The sequence below is a fragment of the Acinetobacter sp. ANC5681 genome (assembly GCF_023488045.1).
In the GTDB taxonomy this organism is placed as follows: Bacteria; Pseudomonadota; Gammaproteobacteria; order Pseudomonadales; family Moraxellaceae; genus Acinetobacter.
In genome coordinates, this window is record NZ_JAMFKZ010000008.1 from 12,182 (window position 1) to 30,077 (window position 17,896).

At 36.7% G+C, this 17,896-nt stretch carries 17 protein-coding genes and 5 pseudogenes; 13 read left to right on the forward strand and 9 right to left on the reverse strand.

Going from position 1 to position 17,896, the window contains the following annotated elements; genetic code table 11:
- Positions 1-75: 75 nt before the first annotated feature.
- The 5 genes from M5121_RS06705 (at position 76) to M5121_RS06725 (ending at position 4,309) form a co-directional block, all read left to right on the forward strand.
- Entirely contained in the window at positions 76-1,161 is a 1,086-nt protein-coding gene (locus M5121_RS06705) for an alpha/beta fold hydrolase (RefSeq protein ID WP_249570700.1), read from the forward strand.
- 3 nt (positions 1,162-1,164) lie between these two features.
- A complete protein-coding gene (locus tag M5121_RS06710) occupies positions 1,165-2,037 on the forward strand; it encodes an NAD(P)-dependent oxidoreductase (RefSeq protein ID WP_249570701.1) in 873 nt (290 codons plus the stop codon).
- A gap of 157 nt (positions 2,038-2,194) precedes the next feature.
- Positions 2,195-2,464 (forward strand): YARHG domain-containing protein, encoded by a 270-nt coding sequence (locus M5121_RS06715; protein ID WP_249570702.1) that lies wholly within the window; start codon positions 2,195-2,197, stop codon positions 2,462-2,464.
- Positions 2,465-2,551: 87 nt separating this feature from the next.
- Complete coding sequence (locus M5121_RS06720; protein WP_087537097.1) at positions 2,552-2,965, forward strand: HIT family protein; 414 nt, start codon at positions 2,552-2,554, stop codon at positions 2,963-2,965.
- A gap of 252 nt (positions 2,966-3,217) precedes the next feature.
- Complete coding sequence (locus M5121_RS06725) at positions 3,218-4,309, forward strand: porin (RefSeq protein ID WP_249570703.1); 1,092 nt, start codon at positions 3,218-3,220, stop codon at positions 4,307-4,309.
- A 59-nt stretch (positions 4,310-4,368) separates the two neighbouring features.
- On the opposite strand, the gene M5121_RS06730 is transcribed toward M5121_RS06725, so the two are convergent.
- Together M5121_RS06730 and M5121_RS06735 are read right to left on the reverse strand one after the other, a co-directional pair.
- Complete coding sequence (locus M5121_RS06730) at positions 4,369-4,989, reverse strand: YidB family protein (RefSeq protein WP_249570704.1); 621 nt, start codon at positions 4,987-4,989, stop codon at positions 4,369-4,371.
- A 158-nt stretch (positions 4,990-5,147) separates the two neighbouring features.
- On the reverse strand, positions 5,148-5,609 hold the full coding sequence (locus tag M5121_RS06735; protein WP_249570705.1) for a DUF6231 family protein: 462 nt from the start codon (positions 5,607-5,609) through the stop codon (positions 5,148-5,150).
- 38 nt (positions 5,610-5,647) lie between these two features.
- Here M5121_RS06735 and M5121_RS06740 point away from each other — a divergent pair, with 38 nt between their 5' ends.
- Positions 5,648-6,517 carry a DUF2797 domain-containing protein gene (locus M5121_RS06740; protein ID WP_249570759.1) on the forward strand — a complete coding sequence of 290 codons (870 nt, stop codon included), beginning with the start codon at positions 5,648-5,650 and terminating at the stop codon, positions 6,515-6,517.
- 37 nt (positions 6,518-6,554) lie between these two features.
- Here the strand turns inward: M5121_RS06740 and lpxB are convergent, their stop codons facing one another.
- Complete coding sequence (gene lpxB / locus M5121_RS06745; protein ID WP_171295023.1) at positions 6,555-7,733, reverse strand: lipid-A-disaccharide synthase; 1,179 nt, start codon at positions 7,731-7,733, stop codon at positions 6,555-6,557.
- A 220-nt stretch (positions 7,734-7,953) separates the two neighbouring features.
- On the opposite strand from lpxB, the pseudogene M5121_RS06750 reads away from it, so the two are divergent.
- From M5121_RS06750 to M5121_RS06780, 7 genes and pseudogenes are all read left to right on the forward strand, one after another.
- Positions 7,954-8,121: pseudogene (locus M5121_RS06750) on the forward strand (PepSY-associated TM helix domain-containing protein); the annotation flags it as partial.
- Positions 8,117-8,248 (forward strand): annotated as a pseudogene (locus tag M5121_RS06755) (DUF1634 domain-containing protein); the annotation flags it as partial. The pseudogenes M5121_RS06750 and M5121_RS06755, both read left to right, overlap by 5 nt.
- Positions 8,249-8,491: 243 nt before the next feature.
- Positions 8,492-9,379, forward strand: coding sequence for a sulfite exporter TauE/SafE family protein (locus M5121_RS06760; protein ID WP_087548379.1), 888 nt, complete (start codon positions 8,492-8,494; stop codon positions 9,377-9,379).
- Positions 9,380-9,497: 118 nt separating this feature from the next.
- Complete coding sequence (locus tag M5121_RS06765) at positions 9,498-10,589, forward strand: 3-deoxy-7-phosphoheptulonate synthase (RefSeq protein WP_005160221.1); 1,092 nt, start codon at positions 9,498-9,500, stop codon at positions 10,587-10,589.
- 418 nt (positions 10,590-11,007) lie between these two features.
- Entirely contained in the window at positions 11,008-11,508 is a 501-nt protein-coding gene (locus M5121_RS06770) for a hypothetical protein (RefSeq protein ID WP_249570706.1), read from the forward strand.
- Between the two features lie 38 nt (positions 11,509-11,546).
- A pseudogene (locus M5121_RS06775) lies at positions 11,547-12,731 on the forward strand (TonB-dependent receptor domain-containing protein); the annotation flags it as partial.
- A gap of 35 nt (positions 12,732-12,766) precedes the next feature.
- A pseudogene (locus M5121_RS06780) lies at positions 12,767-13,228 on the forward strand (hypothetical protein); the annotation flags it as partial.
- Between the two features lie 56 nt (positions 13,229-13,284).
- Here M5121_RS06780 and M5121_RS06785 read toward each other — a convergent pair.
- The 6 genes and pseudogenes from M5121_RS06785 to M5121_RS06810 all read right to left on the reverse strand — a co-directional run bounded on the left by M5121_RS06785 (position 13,285) and on the right by M5121_RS06810 (position 17,852).
- A complete protein-coding gene (locus tag M5121_RS06785) occupies positions 13,285-14,025 on the reverse strand; it encodes an adenosylcobinamide-GDP ribazoletransferase (RefSeq protein WP_249570707.1) in 741 nt (246 codons plus the stop codon).
- Between the two features lie 125 nt (positions 14,026-14,150).
- Positions 14,151-14,930 (reverse strand): annotated as a pseudogene (locus M5121_RS06790) (histidine-type phosphatase); the annotation flags it as partial.
- A gap of 110 nt (positions 14,931-15,040) precedes the next feature.
- The gene (locus M5121_RS06795) at positions 15,041-15,646 is read right to left on the reverse strand and encodes a histidine phosphatase family protein (RefSeq protein ID WP_249570708.1); all 606 of its coding nucleotides are present in this window, start codon (positions 15,644-15,646) and stop codon (positions 15,041-15,043) included.
- The gene (cobT, locus tag M5121_RS06800) at positions 15,636-16,706 is read right to left on the reverse strand and encodes a nicotinate-nucleotide--dimethylbenzimidazole phosphoribosyltransferase (protein WP_249570709.1); all 1,071 of its coding nucleotides are present in this window, start codon (positions 16,704-16,706) and stop codon (positions 15,636-15,638) included. The genes M5121_RS06795 and cobT overlap by 11 nt, the downstream gene beginning before the upstream one ends.
- Position 16,707: 1 nt before the next feature.
- Complete coding sequence (gene cobU / locus M5121_RS06805) at positions 16,708-17,226, reverse strand: bifunctional adenosylcobinamide kinase/adenosylcobinamide-phosphate guanylyltransferase (protein WP_005160251.1); 519 nt, start codon at positions 17,224-17,226, stop codon at positions 16,708-16,710.
- A gap of 2 nt (positions 17,227-17,228) precedes the next feature.
- Positions 17,229-17,852, reverse strand: a complete 624-nt coding sequence (locus tag M5121_RS06810; RefSeq protein ID WP_249570710.1) for a 2'-5' RNA ligase family protein — start codon at positions 17,850-17,852, stop codon at positions 17,229-17,231.
- Between the last annotated feature and the right edge of the window lie 44 nt (positions 17,853-17,896).

The window sequence follows — 17,896 nt, forward strand, 5'->3', positions numbered from 1 at the left end:
ATTTAAGGTCAAGGCATAAGATGAAATTATCGCTTAGACTTCGTGCAATCTTGACTCATGATGAGACTTTCAAAGATGAAATCACTTGTAGAACAGCAAAAAATAAATTTTAAACATCTGGCTATGCGTGTCTTCGATGCAGATAGGCTTGTATTGTCACAATCGACAGCTTATCAAGTGATTGCTGAATTTAAACAAACTCGTGTTCGTTTTTATGCTTCTGAGAACAAACGTTACAAAGAGCCATTGGTATTTACAGCTCCTCTTGCCATCAACATGGATATTTATGATCTATATCCATACCGCTCTTTGATTAAACATTTTCAAGAAAGTGGTTTTGATGTTTATCTAATTGACTGGGGTAAGTTGACTTACAAAAACTACCAAGTGAATTTCTTATCATTTATCGATAAATTTATTCCACGTTGTATTGAGGCGATTCAAAAGCATTCTAAATCTGAAAAAATCTCTTTGCATGGTTGGAGTATGGCTGGAATTTTTGTCACACTTTACACTGCTCGACACAGGCCAAATGCGGTTAAAAATTTAATTGTTTTAGGTAGCCCGATTGATAGTTATGCATCGGGTTATATCGGAAAATTATATAAAACACTGGCATATATTACGACGCGTAACCCAACCATCAAAGATTATATCTGTAACCGTTTACCTAAGTTGATGATTCATTCACCTGGTTTTTTAAACTCATTAGGTTTTAAATTGTTAGATCCTAAGAGTTGGATTGATGGCAATATTCAATTGCTCAAAAATCTTGATAACCTCAAACTGGTACAAGAAGACGCCACACTCAGCCATTTCTTAAATAATATGATTGATTACCCTGGGGGGATCAACCAAGACATGTTGTTTAATGTTTGGATGCAAAATCCATTAAAAAATGGTGCAATCACATTAAAGAATAAAACCATTGAGCTTAAAAACATTGAATGCTCATTGTTAGTTGGTGCAGGTAAAAGTGATCAACTTGTTACTTCTGAGGCAGCTTTTCCTTTAACACAGTTGACAAATAGTCAAGATGTCACGTTTACTCTGATACCTGGCGGACACTTAGGTTTAATGTCTAGTCAAAATAGTTCAATTGAGTTCTGGCCAACACTGACAACTTGGTTATCAGAACGTTCAACTCCAATAAAAAGGTAAACTATGACTCAATCTGTTGCATTCATCGGTTTAGGTGCTATGGGCTATCGCATGGCTGCGCATTTACCCAAGTATTTCGAAAAAGTTTACGTTTGGAATCGTAACTTTGATAAAGCTAAGCAACATGCAACAGAATTTGGCACTTTGGCGGTTGAACTTGCTGAAGCGGTTCAGGCAGATGTTATCTTTTCGTGTTTACCGACTAGTGATGACGTTGAAACATTAATTGATGGTGTGAATGTTAAATCAGGTGCAATCTGGATTGATTGCACCAGTGGTGTTCCTGAGGCAGCGCGCCGTCTAGCAGAACGATTGAAAACACAAAATATTGATTTTCTCGATGCGCCTGTCAGCGGACAAACCATTGGCGCAGAAAATGCAACACTTACGGTTATGGTGGGTGGCGACATTAATGCTTTTGAACGTGCTTATCCTGCGATGGCAGCAGTCGGAAAGCTCATTCAACACGTAGGTGATTCGGGTGCAGGATTTGCCGTTAAAGCAATTAATAACATGTTACTGGCTGTCAATTTATGGTCGGTTGCAGAGGGATTTAGTACACTCAAAGCGCATGGTGTAAACCTAGATGCAGCTTTGAATTGTATTAATGCTTCTAGTGGCAAAAGCATGGTCACAGAAACTGTTTTTCCACAACGCGTTCTCAGCCGTGAATTCCCTATAACCTTTGCATTACCTTTGCTCGCAAAAGATACAGGGATTGCGTTGAATTTAGTGCATGAGGCAAAGCTTCCAGCGCCTATACTTGCCTTAACCCAGAGTTTGATTCAAGCAGCAAACCTTACTGCAGAACCCAATAGCGACTTTTCTTCTGCTGTCAAAATGTATGAAGAGTGGACGAAAATTATACTAAAGTAAAAGCTCAAGGTGATAAAAATTACACTCCAATAATACAGTTTCATTGAAATTTCATTCATAAACCGTATATTAGTAGTTGAACTTAAGTCAAATCGTGAAAATAGACATATTTTCTTAATTTATTTGAGTTCATGCCTTTTAACTAGAGGAATACCTCATGAATAAGTTTACGGTTGCAGTTTTTGTTGGATTGGTAAGCCTTACAGGTTTTAACCTTCAAGCAGCTACACCAGAACAAGAATGTAAAAAGTTGCAAGATGACTATAATCTCATCTATGCATCGAAAGGATTTTGTTTTAAAGATGCAGATGCCAAGGCTAAATATGGTAATGAAAACTGCCATACAACAAAGCCTAAATTTTCTGACAGAGAGCAACAACGCTTAGATGAAATTAAAGAGCGTCAAAAAGAATTAAATTGCAAATAAAAGCCTTATTTTTAAGTCTTAGCAGTTTATTTTCTATTCTTGTCTGAAAAGCAAAACTTCTCATCTCATTATATTAAAGGACTAATCATGGCGTACGATGACCAAAATATTTTTGCAAGAATCTTAAGAGGCGAACTACCTGCAATCAAAATCTATGAAGATGATCAGGTCCTCGCTTTTATGGATATTATGCCTCAAGCAGATGGTCATGCTTTAGTTATTCCTAAAACACCTGCTGTTACTTTGATGGATTTACCTGCTGATGCAGCAGCCTATACGATTCAAATTGTTCAAAAGATAGCTAAAGCAATTGAAACCGCTTTAGATGCTAAAGGGATCGTACTAATGCAACTTTCAGGAGTTGCTGCTGGGCAAACAGTTCCACATGTGCACTTCCATTTGATTCCTAGCTCAGTTCATGAACTTGGTCGTCATGCAGCACAAATGGGTGATCAGGAAAAGATTAAAGCCTTTGCTGAAAAGATTAAAGCAGTGCTGTAAGTAAAAAATTATCTATACGATGGGGCTTTTCGCCCCACTTTTATTTATTAAATATATAAAAATCAATAACAAATATAATTATTACTAAATATGAATCGTCATCAAACTGTCATTTTTCTTTCACTTATCTGTCACAAAGTTTGCCGATACTGCATACAAGTCAGTGAGCTGTGTAACTTTATGTACACAAGCAAGCTTATAACAGTAACTAAGGCAACTGCCATTTACAAAAAGTGTTCTGGAGAAATCTCAATGAAAAAATTGCTTCTTGCTGCTACTGTAGCAACTTTAGCCATGAATGCAGCGCAAGCAGCACCAACATTGTATGGTAAGCTCAGTGTGACTTTGGAAAATATTGACAACAACGGCTTTAATGATGAAAGCGTAACAAAAGTAAATTCAAACGCTTCACGTTTGGGTGTGAAAGGTGAAGAAAAATTGACTGATAACTTATCAGCAGTTTATTTAGCCGAATGGGAAATTGGGGCAGATGGCGATGGTGATGCTTTTAAAAACCGTAACCGTTTTGTCGGTATTAAATCTGCTGGTGTTGCAACATTAAAAGTTGGTCAACACGATTCTTACTTCAAAACTGCAGCTAATAATAACCAAGATATTTTTAACGATCACAATGAACTTGACATGACAGCAGTTTTAGCTGGTGAAGATCGCCTAAAGAATGTTATTGGTTTTGAGACTGATAAAAAATTGTTGGGTGGATTAGCATTTAACATTATGTTCCAACAAGGTGAACAGAATGAAACTACTAAGGATAAAAACGGTCAAACAATACCTCTAGATAACTCTGCAAGTGGTCAAAAAGGTAGTCGTAATGGATTTGGTGATGGTGTTTCAACGTCTCTAACTTACGAAAATAAAGATATTGGTTTAAATGCAGCTGTTGCAGGTAACTTTGCAGTTGCATCAAAGTATAATGCTTATGGCTTATCTGGTGTATATACAGATGCAGTACGTGTAACTGGCTCACTTGATTTATCTCAAGTAGGTGCTGAAGGTTTAGTATTCGGTGGTTTATGGCAAACTGCGAAACCTACAGATGATACACTTGTAGGATACAAAGGCTTAAAAGAAAACGCTTTCGGTGTAACTGCTGCATATATCATTCCTTCTACACCAGTGAAGTTAAAAGCACAATATATCTCTGCGAAAACAGAAGTTGATGGTCTTGAAGATCGTAAAAATGATTTATATGGTGTAGGTGCTGATTACAATATCAATAAACAAGCTCGTTTCTACGGTGTTGTTGCTCAACAAAAAATTGACTGGCAGAAAGACAATAACAAGAAAACTGTTATTGGTTTAGGTATGGAATATAACTTCTAATCAGAAGTTTATTTCAAGTGTTAAATAAAAGGGCGTTTCGCCCTTTTATTTTTATATGCTTATCTTTTAAAAAAACCACCCACCAAATTCAATACTTGTTGAATATCTTGATTTGCTTCTTGGGGATTGGTATTACTTCCTTGCGGAGTCAAAGAATCAATCACTTGAGGTAGTACAGACGCAATCGCACTGTAAATTTCTTGCTTTGGCGCTTGTGCTTGTTGAGCAACCTGTTCGAGATCTTGATCATCAAATAAGCTTTGAATATTTTGGGTTGGAACATCTTGAGCATTTACTTGTTGTGGATCGACCCAGCTTTGTACCTGATTTGCCAAACCTGCATTTTTCAGTTTATCCAATGCACCTTGCAAACCGCCCTGTTTTTGAATCCATGCAAGAATTAAAGGCAAAACGGCGGTTAACAATGTTTGTGCTGTGTTACCACCTGCTGCATTACTGTGTGTTGAAGTATTACCACCACCTAATTGACCCAGTACAGAACCCAAAATTCCGCCTAGACCACCTTGTTGCTGGTTTTGGGTATTTTGTTGCTGTTGTCCACCAAGCTGTCCCAATACCGAACCTAAAATTCCGCCTAAACCACCACCCTGACCTGATTGTTGCTGACCGCCTAAAGCCTGTTTCGCTAAAATCTCTACGATATTTGTCAAATCTGTCATGGTTTTTATATTCCAGTTAGAATTATTTATTCGAAAAGCATACGCTGCTTTTCAGTATGAAAACAAAGTTAAAGTGTTAAAATTTGCAAGAACATTTCATCAGCTTATTATTATTTTATAACTGCGGCTTATTCAGAACCGCAGTAAACTCCAAGAAATCACCAACGAAACTTATTCCAATTTTCTGGATTTGCCCAAAATTTAGAGTTAAACCAATCAGGAACATGTTTGTAAGTTAAAATATTGAATTGCCATAGAGCAAAATCACTATCATGAGTAGTCTTATCAATAAGTTGAGTAAAACCTAGTGAACGCAATAGCTTTTCATCGTTTCGTTTACTAACAACAACAATCCTTTTAGCCATTAAGTCGCGTAACTTCACTAAAAGCTGCGCTTTATGTGTTTCAGTGATGTTTTGCATTGGCTCTGTATCAAATAATACAAAACCTAAATCATAACGTTGTGTAAATGGCAGATTTAAAAAGTCAGTTACGTTAAAATGATGCCATTGAATTTCAGCATTTTGATCAATTTGCTGACCTATACAAAGTGCAGTATGAATGGGCTGTTCTTTAGATAAATCGTCTAGCATAGAAGTGATGACATTTTGTTCAGCCATAACTGCAACCCTTGATTGAGAAAGATGAGAGTTTATTGATGGAACTACAAGGCATTTGTCACAAAATGCACGCAGCGCTCAAAACGCATAGTGTAACTGATCAACCAACCAGCAAGGCAAATGTTGAATATAAATTTATATTAGATCGTTCAGAAACTGATCTACCCTTCGTACTAGGTCAAGAATTAGAAATTGAATGGACTGGAAATATTTTTTGTACTTCGTGTGGTGCAAAGACTCCAAAATCATATTCACAAGGTCACTGTTTCAAGTGCTTCAAGACCAAAGCTGAATGTGATCTTTGTATTATGAAACCTGAGACTTGCCATTATCATCTTGGAACTTGTCGTGAAGATGAATTTGCAGATAAGGTTTGTTTCCAACCTCATATTGTATATTTAGCTAATTCAAGCGCACTAAAAATTGGAATTACTCGTATCGTTAATATGCCAACTCGATGGTTAGATCAAGGTGCAACCCAAGCTTTACCCATTTTAAAAGTTGGTTCACGCCGCTTATCTGGTCATTTAGAAACTTTATTTGGTACACAAATTGCCGATAAGACGGATTGGCGTAAGCTCCTTAAAGGTGAAGCTGAACCATTGAATTTAATTGAGCAACGTGACCAGATTTTGGAAGAATTTGCACCAAAAATTCAAACGATTCGAGATGAGTTTAGCCAAAACTTAGAATTCAATGAAGAACTTGAATTTTTAGAACATGAATTGCCTAAAGAATTTATTTACCCAGTTGAAAAATATCCAGAAAAAATTAAGTCCTTAAATTTGGATAAAACACCCAAAATTCGTGGTGTTTTACATGGCATTAAGGGGCAATATTTATTACTCGATATTGGTGTCATCAATATTCGTAAATACACAGGCTATGAAATGATTTTAAGAACGTAAATGATAAGGTGGCATTTGAAATGCCACCTTTTTTAACTTAATTTGTTTTTAAACAATTCAGAATTGCATCAACAGGATTTTCAGTATCTCCTGAGATTAATTGTTTATGCATACTTAGATGTTGCATCATCTGAATATGTGCTGTTTCATTATCCATTAATTTTTCAATTTCAGAAGCAAGGTGTTCTGGTGTTGCATCAGCTTGAATTAATTCTTGGATGACTTTTTTACCTGCAATGATATTAGGTAAAGAGTAGTATGGAATCTTAACGAGAAACTTAGCAATCATATAAGTTAACCAATGTAACTTATAAAAAGTCACCATTGGGCGATGTAATAACATTGCTTCAAGCGTCGCAGTTCCCGATGCTAGTGCGACAATATCACTCGCATTCATGACCATACGACCTATTTTAGATTCAGCATCGGTATTTTCTAAAATATAAATTTTTGATTTTAAAGTTACATCTAAATTTTGAATACCATGTTCAATTTGTTGTCTTCGAGCATCATTAATTGCTGGAATCAGAAACTCTAGTTCAGGATATTTCTTATGTAGTATTTCCGCAGCCCCAATTAACAAAGGCAATAGTCTGTCAATTTCACCTCTTCGACTTCCTGGTAATAAAGCAACGTGCATTTCATGTGCAGATAAGCCAAGCTGATGTTTTGCTTCTACAATTGGATTTTTTAAAGGTAATTGTTTGGCTAGTGGATGCCCAACAAAAGCTGCTGGAACATCGTAATTTTCATAAAATGTTTTTTCAAATGGGAATAAACATAACACTAAATCTATACTACGTTTAATACCATGTACTCGCCCTTGACGCCATGCCCAAACAGATGGACTTACGTATTGAACTGTTTTAATTGGTAAATTCTTTTCTTTTATTGTTTTAGAAAGACGTAAATTGAAATCAGGTGCATCAATTCCAATAAAAATATCCACTGGATGTTCAGTCCAACGTTCAACTAGACCATCACGTACAGCAAATAACTTCTTTATATCTTTCAAAACCTCCACAATGCCCATTACTGATAAAATTTCCATTGGATAATAACTATGGAAACCCTCAGCAATCATTTGTGGACCACCAATACCTTCAAATTCAGCATCAATTCCTTGTTCGCGAAAACTGCGCATGAGTTTCACTCCTAGAGTATCTCCAGAAACTTCTCCCACCACGATACCAATTTTTAGTTTTTGCTTTAACAAGACCAATGCCCCACTGAAATATTTGAATGATTCTAACAAAATGATTTTACATCGAATCATAATAAGCTATCCAAATTGTTCAAGATTGGTGACTATAATATTTGATCTAAAATTCCATTCATTACTTTAAAAATTATCTTGATTAACGATAGTTAAATGATTGCGAGTTTATTTTCAATTTATTAATATTAACAATAATCATTTTCATTTGATATTTATTCTCCTATTAGAAGATCATTCCATTACCTTAAATCAAACACAAATTACCTTAAATGGTGCTGGAAAAATTTTAGGCAACACAAGAAATAATAGTCCAGTAGCAACCTTAAATGCAGGCGTTTATGGTCTACATATGGCTACATTTGCGCAACCACTACTACGATTTGCTTTGTCTTGAATATGGAAGCGCTATAGGATTTGTAAGTTGGTGGCTATTTGCGACACCGATTACATTTCTACTTGTGTTATGGGTTAATGAATTAAAACCTAACAAAAATAAAATTTTAGCAAAATAGAGAATGTTTAAATCACTCTACTTTTCAATTAATTATTTTACGTCACTTTGATCAAACTAAGATTTACTCGACGAATTCATAAGTGCAAATTAATGAAACATGGCTGTGTAATTCAGTCAGTTTTTATACCGTCATCGACATTCTTTAGCTTTTTTTTGCATAAGTAAATCACTATTCATCACAACGAGTTATCTAAAAAAAGCATAAGATATGCTGGTTTTTGCATATTTAGGCATATTGATTATGTTTGGTCCTGTTGAATTTATTCTAGCTGGGGTTTTGGTTGGTTTCTGTGTAGGAATCACTGGTGTTGGTGGTGGCTCATTAATGACCCCGATTTTGATTAGTTTATTCAAAATTGAACCTCATATTGCAATCGGTACAGACCTGCTATATGCCTCTATTTCTAAATTTTGCGGTTCAATGGTACATGCTAAAAAACTAAATATTGTATGGCCAATTGTACTTTGGCTTGCACTTGGAAGTATTCCTGCATCTTTTGCCACCTCTTGGATTTTAGAACATTATTTAAGTCAATCAACGCATTATAAAGCTGTGCTGACCATGGTCTTAGGCTTTATGTTGACCTTGACAGGTATCTCTATTGTATTTCGTAGCCAAGTTGAAAAGTTCTTTGATCGTTTCCGTAATCGTGAACAAGCAAATATGGAAAGTGAGCAGCATGCTCTCCAGCATAAACGCTTATATATCGTCATCATGGGCATGGTTTTAGGTATTTTCGTCACCCTGTCTTCTGTAGGCGCTGGTGCTTTCGGGATTATGGCACTCGTAATTATGTTTCCTAACTTACCGATGATCCGTATTATTGGTTCAGATGTCGTACATGCTGTCTTATTAACCGCTGTTGCTGGTTTAAGTCATATGTCTTCAGGTAATGTCGACTTTCATTTATTAATGTGGTTACTTGTTGGTTCTATTCCTGCAATTATTGTCGGAACTTTAATTAGTTCGCGTATGCCAGAAAGACTTATTCGTAGAATCTTAGGTATTACATTATTTGCCCTTGGTGTTAACTTTATGGTTAATCCAGTTAAGGCAAAACCTAAACCAGTTGAAACCCATAAAGTTGCTGTTGTTCAACAAACAAGCCATTCATCTAGTATGGTTTAATTCTGAAAAAAGCCGATTGTTTTCCGCAATTTTTGCGAATCGATAGTTAATCAATCGGCTTTTCATGCTATATTCGTAGACAAAATAACCTCTTCTTTCGATTGAATTTGTGACAGCAATGAATACTCTACAGTCAAATCCAGTTTCTCAGCCAGATATCGACGACGTTAATATTAAAAGCATTCAAACCTTAATTACCCCTGCGGAACTGAAAGCTGATCTTCCTTTATCTGAAGCTGCATCTCAAACTGTGTTACAAGGACGTGCAACTGTACGTAATATTTTAGACGGCAATGACAAACGTTTGTTTGTGGTGATTGGACCTTGTTCAATCCATGATGTTAAAGCTGCAAACGAATATGCTGATCGCTTAAAAGAATTAAGTGAAAAAGTAAAAGATACTTTATACCTTGTGATGCGTGTATATTTTGAAAAACCACGTACGACAGTGGGTTGGAAAGGTCTAATCAACGATCCAGATATGAATGACTCTTTCAATATTGAAAAAGGTTTACATATTGGTCGTGGTCTTTTGCTTGAATTAAATGAAAAAGGCTTGCCATGTGCGACCGAAGCACTTGATCCAAATTCTCCACAATATTATCAAGATTTAATTTCTTGGTCTGCGATTGGCGCACGTACTACAGAAAGCCAAACACATCGTGAAATGTCTTCTGGTTTATCATCTCCTGTTGGGTTTAAAAACGGTACAGATGGCGGCTTGACTGTTGCAACCAATGCAATGCAATCCGTTAAACATGGCCACAGCTTCCTGGGTCTAAATGAAAATGGTCAGGTGGCAATTATCAATACCAAAGGCAATCCTTATGCTCATGTGGTATTACGTGGTGGTAATGGCAAGCCAAACTACGATGCTTCTTCTGTTGCGGAAGCAGAAGCAGCTTTGGCAAAAGCCAAAGTCAGCAACAAGATTATGATTGATACCAGTCATGCCAACTCAAACAAAGACCCGTACCTGCAACCTTTGGTTTTAAAGAACATCACAGAGCAAATTCTGGATGGTAATAAATCAATCGTAGGTATCATGGTTGAAAGTCACCTTAAAGGCGGTCGTCAGGATATTCCTGAAAACCTATGTGATCTAGTATATGGTCAATCTGTGACTGATGGTTGTATCGATTGGGATACAACAGAAAAAGCATTGTTAGAAATGCATGAAGCACTTAAAGATGTTTTACCAAATCGTTAATCTTTAAGTAGATGTAAAGCAGGCTCTCATGAGCCTGTTTTTATTTTTAAATTTTCAATTAAAGTTTCATGACTCACTAGATCTAAAACTACTTTTTCAATATTTGCCCTATTTCCGTTTGGGATTACAATTAAATTTTGTTCTATAAAATATTGACTGGAATGCAAATCATCATTTAGTGTTTGCATCAAACGAACAGGGTCATAGAAACTTAATTCATAATTTTCATTTTTATAGGTGAATAATAAAATTATCTACCCTGTAGATTCTATTCTCCATTCTTGATCATCGAAAAAACTGGAAAATTTATACGGTAATCTGCCATATATTTGTGTTCTTAAATATTGGATTTGTTTTGAACTGTAACATTTTTTTTAATTATACTGCTGCCACATTTCCCCTACGACGTATCGCTGATATGAAGTCCAGTTTTCGTCAACACTTGCTAAAGTGGCGTGCCTCATTCGGTGCGATTACTTTGCTTTGTTTGCTCTGGCATATCTTCTTACCAACGATGGTACATACTGGCGTCGTACCTGCACTCTATGCAATGCCTACACATTGCCAAGTCACAGATATTAAAAATAGTTTGATGTTGTCTGAATCTCATTCAAGTCACCATCACGCTATGCATGAAATGGATCATCAACAGCATTTACAATCGACTGCGCATGATCAACTGAGTGACTATACCAAAGAGGTTTTTGCTCTTGCTAGTCAAATCATGAAGCATTGTCCTTTATGTACACATGGTTTAGATGCTGTTGCAATTATTCCTTTAATTGCGTTTATTTTAATCTTTGTACTGGCTTGGTTTAGTCGTGTACGATGCCTATGTTATACGTGGTCAGAAGATCTGCAAATTCCACGTATCTTCTATATCTTTCCAATTAAACAAGCACCACCGCTCGCTCTATAAAAATGCTTTTTTAACATTCCGTATCCAGTGTCTCACTTCAAAATCCGAGCTACAATATTCGCACTGATGTAAAAGATAAAAAGCCTACAGGAACTTATAGCGGGCAAACTACCTATAACGCTTTTCAATCTTATGGCTTAAATTTACAGCATTCCATTAATTTGGATCAGGTTAAATTGATCATTGGGGCGATGGCAGATCATTCACCGAACCAAGCTCAAACCAATGATATTCAAGTCTTTCGTGATCCAAACACGCTAGTTTATACGGGTTTCAAACAACGTCAGTTGTTACGTGATTTCAACGTTGATGTCAATAACCAAGCATTGTACACACAAGCAAATTGGCAAGCTTTGCCGAATCTAAATTTGGTTGGTGGTGCACGCTATGATTGGATCGGTTATGACTTGGATAACAAGCTTGTTCCCTCTAAAGTTACAGGTGCGCCAGACGAAAAACGTAGTTTTCACAAGTCAAGCCCTTAACTTGGTTTTGTATGGAATATCTCACATGAATTAGATCTGTATAGCAATTGGTCACAAGGTTTTGTGCCACCAGAAGTTAGTAGTTTATATGGCGCAAATTTGGTCACACCAGATTTAAAAGAAGCCACATTTAATAATATTGATGCCGGTTTACGTTTCAAAGTTTTAGATGGCCGATTGGATGGAGAAATTACCTTATATCGTTTACAAGGTAAGGATGAAGTTCTAAGTTATACAAAACCTGATAATACCCGTGAACCAAGAAATGCAGGCAAAACCTTACATCAAGGTATCGAAATTGGTGGAACTTAGAATATTACTGAACAGTATGATCAACGTTTAAAGTTATCTGGAAGTATCGCTAAACACAAATATAAAGAATTTCAGCCCTCATCAATACTCAACTATAGCGGCAATACAATGCCAAACTCTCCAAAAAGTTTTGGCACAATTGAATATCAAATCAAACCTATTCCAGCATTATTACTTTCGGCTGAAGGTGTTTATGTCGGTTCATATTGGATCGATGATGCTAATACTGAAAAATATGATGGGCATACCATTCTAAATTTACGTGCAAATTATCGTAAAAATGCTTATGAGGTTTATGGGCAAATTCTGAATGTAGCTGATGTCCATTATGCTGACAGTACTTCATATAGCAGTAATCAAGCTAGTTATACGCCTGCAGCACCACGAACCTATTTATTAGGTTTACGTTATCATTTTGGAAAATAAACAATGAATGCCAATCAACTTAAGAAGTTACTGAAACCGCAGCCAAAGAACATGATCATCATAATCATGCTCAAAGTGCTGCCCCTGCAATTGAATTGATTGATGCGAATACCGCGACAAAATTAAATACCCTTGAGCAAAGTAAGCAGTTGGCTGCCGACTATTTACATTTACCAGTGGATCACTTTACACAAAGCTCTTGGGTCACCAGTTTTGGTGGTGAATATGGTTTTATCAACAAACGTTTACCCGTGGTTAAAGTTGAAAGCAATTTAAGCGATCAACTCAGGCTGTATATTGAGCCAAGTAGCGGTGTGATTGCAGCGCAAGTCACTCAACAAGATGCTTTAGAAGGTTTTAGTTTTGCATATCTACATCAATGGACATGGCTACCACTAGATAAAACACTCAGAGATATCTTGTTAGGCAGTATTGCTGGACTCATCGCTTTATTTGTGATCTTCGGTTGCACATTAGCAGCTCGAAAATCGTCCTAAGTTCTTTATTGATCCTTCTTAGTTTAAGGAGGATCAATTTTTTAGAATTAAACCTGTTAAATATAAAATGAAGCAACCACAAAACTTAGCATTAATCCTGTCTCAATCAGCTCAATTGCAGCACCAACAGTATCACCAGTAATCCCACTAATTCTTTTGATAAATAAGGCTCTTAAAAAAAACAACACAGTAATAAAGCAGATAAAAGTCAACAATCCTAACCATTTAAACACACAAAGTAATGCAATTGTAATGACAAAAACAGTCCACGTAAGTTTCTTTGGGATAAAATCAGTAATTGAACGTCCTAGCCCTTTATCACGAACATAAGCTGTGGTTAGAAATAAAAATAATGGAACACTACGCCCAAGTACTGGAACTAAAATCAAAAAAGTATTGAGATGCTGTTCAAGCAGCACATACAGCGCAGCAAACTTGAGTAAACAAACCACAACAAGACTCAGTACACCGATTGGACCGCAGGTTGGGTCTTTCATAATTTTGAGTGTACGTTCAGGATCACCAAAACCACCGACCCAAGCATCGGCTGTATCTGCTAGACCATCTAGGTGAAGTCCACCTGTGAGCCAAATCCATAACACTAAAATGATGCTGGCAATCAATAAAATTGGCAGCTTGACTAAAACTAGAGATGAAGCAAACAGAATCAGCCCAATCAACAAACCCACAAATGGATAAAATAAGATCGCCTGACCATTTTGTTTTGCACTGGGCATTGTTTTTAAGTTAATCGGCAAAACTGTCAAAAATTGCAAGGCAATCCAAAAAGGCGTCATATAAGCTCAATCATATTCGATTCATAATTTAGCAATTATGAGGAAATAAAATTCGGAATAGCAAGGCTATTCCCAATTTGAAAAACTAATTCTTAGATTATTGAATTTGATAACATTGTTTGAGTTTCGAATTTTTGATAGGCTTGACTTGCATCATAGATTGCTTGTTGTTCTGTTGATAATGGTTTAAGCAAATCTTGATCTTTATTCAAGCTATGGAAATAAAGTTTAAAACGATCTACGCCACCATCTTCAATAGATGGAATACTGGTACTGACCAAACTTGTATATGACTTAGGTGTAATTTGATTCTTCAATTGAGGTTGTTGTTGAATCAATTCAGCAGTAAAAAACTTGGCGCTATCAACCGCACGATCTACGCCTGAGCTTTGAACTAAGATAGATTCAGGTTGTGTCGCTGCTGTTTTAAATAGATCAGGTAGACGTTGTAAAAGACGGTCTGCGATACCTCGATGTTCTTGAATACCAAGCATCGTTTCATTGCCATATCCATACTGGCGAATCCCATCTACGCCATAACCCAGCAAAATATTTGCTTTCATCATATTTTCTAAATCAGCACCTAATTTTTCACCTAAAGGTGTTAAAGCATTCTCAGCCTTGGCTTGTTTCCATAAATTATAAAGTGCCAAATCATATTTAATGCTCGATAATCCTCGAGAACCATGACGTGCTACTAACTCTGTAAAAACAGGTTTGAAACCCTGTGGAATTGCTTCATATTTTTTTAGATCTTGTTGTGGTTGGTATGGAGTTTTAGTCTGATAATATTTTGATACCGTGTTATTTTCTGGGATTGTTTTTGATTCTGAGTGATCGTCGTTATTACATGCCGCCAATAAAATGCTCATGCATAACACACTGCTTTTCAATAATATATTCATAATGAATTTGCTTATAGGTCAAGAAATGACATGTATCATAGGCAGTCGCAATGACAATTCGATTACATGACCCAAGCAAATACTGGAAACAGAATAAGATTTTATGACTACTAAATTGCTGTCATTTCAGAAAAATGAATTTGATTGTCAACTTGGGTTAGGTTTAAAGCATATAATTTTCCTAACTCTGCGGGCGTGGTTAATAAATCATCTAGATTTTGCTGACGCGCCAAACAAGTCAACAATTTAATCACCCCACCATGCGTCACAACCAATGCCTTACTCCAGTTGTGTCGCTGCATTTGTACATAAATTTCATCAAAACCATCCATGACTCGTTGCTTGAATTGAAGCAAAGACTCTCCTTTTGGAGCATGATATTGCGTTGGAAATTGCCAAAAATTAGCCAATAGCTCAGGTGCTGTTTCATAAATAGTTTGAGTCGCAATACCCTCCCAATCACCAAAATACATTTCCTTGATTTCAGGATTGAGTGATAAAGGCAGTTTTAGTTGTTTCGCTAATGCTTGTGCAAATTTATGGCAACGCTGTAAAGGCGAACTAATGATGACATCCCATTGTGTCTGAGTATCTAAACGATGCTTAATAGTTGATTGCATCTGCAACCAACCTTTTTCAGTCAATTCATCATCTAAGTGCCCACGTAAAGTATGACTGAGTGTTGTTTCACCATGTCGTAGCAGATCAAGGTGCAACTTTATCACCTGTTACAGCAGCTTCAGCAAATGTTGCCATTTGATTATGTAAGACACAGGCAAGCTGAATCATAGATAATGCTGATCCTGCACCACTGCCTTCGCCTAAACGTAAATTCATCGTTAAAATTGGTTGGGCATCCAATTCTTTTAAAACACGCTGATGACCATATTCCGCTGATTGATGTCCAAAAAGCATCCACTCACGGCTTTGTGGTTGAATACGTACTGCACATAAAGCTGCGACCGAACTAATAAAGCCATCGACGATAATAGGTAAACCAATTTGCGCACATCGTATATAAGCCCCTGTGATTGCAGCAATTTCCAAACCACCTACGGCAGCCAGAATTTTTAATGCATCATTGGCCACATTTGCTTTATGAAGCTTTACTGCTTGATTAATCACTTTTATTTTATGTTGTAATTGCTCAATATTAATTCCTGTTCCTAAACCTGTCAGTTGCTGGGCTGATTCACACAGCAACAAACAAGCAAGTGCTGAAGCTGAACAGGTATTGCCAATTCCCATTTCACCTGCAATAAAAATATCCGCATCTTTCGCTTTAGCAAGATCAGCGCTATTTTTACCTAGCTCTAACGCTGCTAAACACTCTCGATTGGTCATCGCAGCTTGCTCTGCAAAATTAGCAGTGCCAGCACGAATAGTATGGCATTCAACTCCAAAATAATTGTAACTATCGCCTACTGTCCCACAATCAATCACTTGTAAATGGGCATGATGATGTTTAGCAATTACACTAATTGCTGCACCACCCGAAGCAAAGTTTTGCAACATTTGACGAGTTACTGCTTGAGGATAGGCTGAAACATTTTCTGCTACAACACCATGATCACCAGCAAAAATAGTAATCCAAGGTTTGTTAATTTTAGGGAAAACTGTTCTTTGTAAAGCAGATAAATTAATCGCAATTTGCTCTAAATCACCTAATGCGCCTGTTGGTTTGGTCAATTGAAGTTGACGTTGCTCAGCTTGTTGTTTTACATCTAGATCAGGTTGTTGTACTGCGGCTAAAAACCATTGCGCTTGTTCAGTCATATTATTTCTCATCTTTTAAAATCATTGGGAAACCTGCCACACAGAACACCACTTTATTTGCTAATTGCCCTAAAGCTTGATGTAAACGTCCCGCTTCATCCACAAATCGACGGCTAATTTCACCCATAGGAACGACACCCAGTCCTGTTTCGTTACTCACTAAAATAATATGTGATTTGAGTTGGGGTAATAGGTTTAAAAATTTGTCTGTTTGCTGCTGTTGTAATTCAGCATGATCGGATAACAATAAATTGGTGAGCCATAAGGTCAAACAATCCACCAAGATCACTTGATTATCTTGATCTAATTGCAACAGTTGATCCGCAAGAAAAATAGGTTCTTCACACAATTGCCAATCATCAGGACGTTGTTGTTGATGATGCGCAATACGCTGCTGCATTTCAGTATCTAAGGCCTGCGCCGTTGCAATATAAATGACAGATAAACCTGTCTCTTTGGCTGTTTGTTCTGCCAAACGACTTTTACCTGAGCGCGCCCCACCTAAAATTAGTTGCAACATGTCTAACCTAGTTCAATTTGCCGATAAGGATATAGGAATCCTTGTAAAATCTGTGCTTTATAATAACCAAAAGTCAGTTTTTTGACCTCAATATTTATAGTTTTTACCGAAAGTTGTTGCATCCGCTCAAGTACAATATCACTCAGCCAAGCTTCACGATACAAGCCTAAAGTAATATGCGGACAATATTCGAGTGCTGCAATTTCTCCAGATACTTGAGCAAATTGTTGACGAATTAGTTCTAGTACGCCCTGATGATCTTTAATCTGTAGAAACAAAGCACTACTAAAGCTATCGATCTGTATGATTTCAAGCTCAAAAGGTTTGAGCTGTAATGCTTCAATCAGCTTGATCTGCTGCTGTAATTGTTGAATCTGAAAATCGTCATCGTACTGATGAGCTGAAGGTTGTAAGAAACCACAAACAAATAGTGTAATGTGGTATTGGCGTTGCTGTACAGCAAGTAATAGATCAGAAAACTGTGTTTGAATTTCATCTAAATATTGAATCAATTCAGGTTGATCAATCTCAATATACCAAAGCCCATAATCTGAACGGCCCTTGTGCCATTCGGGATAGTCACGTATTTCGGTCGCAATCAACTGGGTGTCTGCTTGTAATAACACAACTTTAGCATTCTGTTTAAAGTTGTGTTATTCAAACATAAACC

Excerpts from the sequence above, each read along its gene's own strand:
- cobT (WP_249570709.1), bottom strand. The coding sequence starts at position 16,706 with ATGACTGAACAAGCGCAATGGTTTTTAGCCGCAGTACAACAACCTGAT.
- M5121_RS06785 (WP_249570707.1), bottom strand. The coding sequence starts at position 14,025 with ATGACGCCTTTTTGGATTGCCTTGCAATTTTTGACAGTTTTGCCGATT.
- cobU (WP_005160251.1), bottom strand. The coding sequence starts at position 17,226 with ATGTTGCAACTAATTTTAGGTGGGGCGCGCTCAGGTAAAAGTCGTTTG.
- M5121_RS06760 (WP_087548379.1), top strand. The coding sequence starts at position 8,492 with ATGTTTGGTCCTGTTGAATTTATTCTAGCTGGGGTTTTGGTTGGTTTC.
- M5121_RS06715 (WP_249570702.1), top strand. The coding sequence starts at position 2,195 with ATGAATAAGTTTACGGTTGCAGTTTTTGTTGGATTGGTAAGCCTTACA.
- M5121_RS06725 (WP_249570703.1), top strand. The coding sequence starts at position 3,218 with ATGAAAAAATTGCTTCTTGCTGCTACTGTAGCAACTTTAGCCATGAAT.
- M5121_RS06740 (WP_249570759.1), top strand. The coding sequence starts at position 5,648 with ATGGAACTACAAGGCATTTGTCACAAAATGCACGCAGCGCTCAAAACG.
- M5121_RS06710 (WP_249570701.1), top strand. The coding sequence starts at position 1,165 with ATGACTCAATCTGTTGCATTCATCGGTTTAGGTGCTATGGGCTATCGC.
- M5121_RS06705 (WP_249570700.1), top strand. The coding sequence starts at position 76 with ATGAAATCACTTGTAGAACAGCAAAAAATAAATTTTAAACATCTGGCT.
- M5121_RS06765 (WP_005160221.1), top strand. The coding sequence starts at position 9,498 with ATGAATACTCTACAGTCAAATCCAGTTTCTCAGCCAGATATCGACGAC.
- M5121_RS06735 (WP_249570705.1), bottom strand. The coding sequence starts at position 5,609 with ATGGCTGAACAAAATGTCATCACTTCTATGCTAGACGATTTATCTAAA.
- M5121_RS06730 (WP_249570704.1), bottom strand. The coding sequence starts at position 4,989 with ATGACAGATTTGACAAATATCGTAGAGATTTTAGCGAAACAGGCTTTA.
- M5121_RS06720 (WP_087537097.1), top strand. The coding sequence starts at position 2,552 with ATGGCGTACGATGACCAAAATATTTTTGCAAGAATCTTAAGAGGCGAA.
- M5121_RS06770 (WP_249570706.1), top strand. The coding sequence starts at position 11,008 with ATGAAGTCCAGTTTTCGTCAACACTTGCTAAAGTGGCGTGCCTCATTC.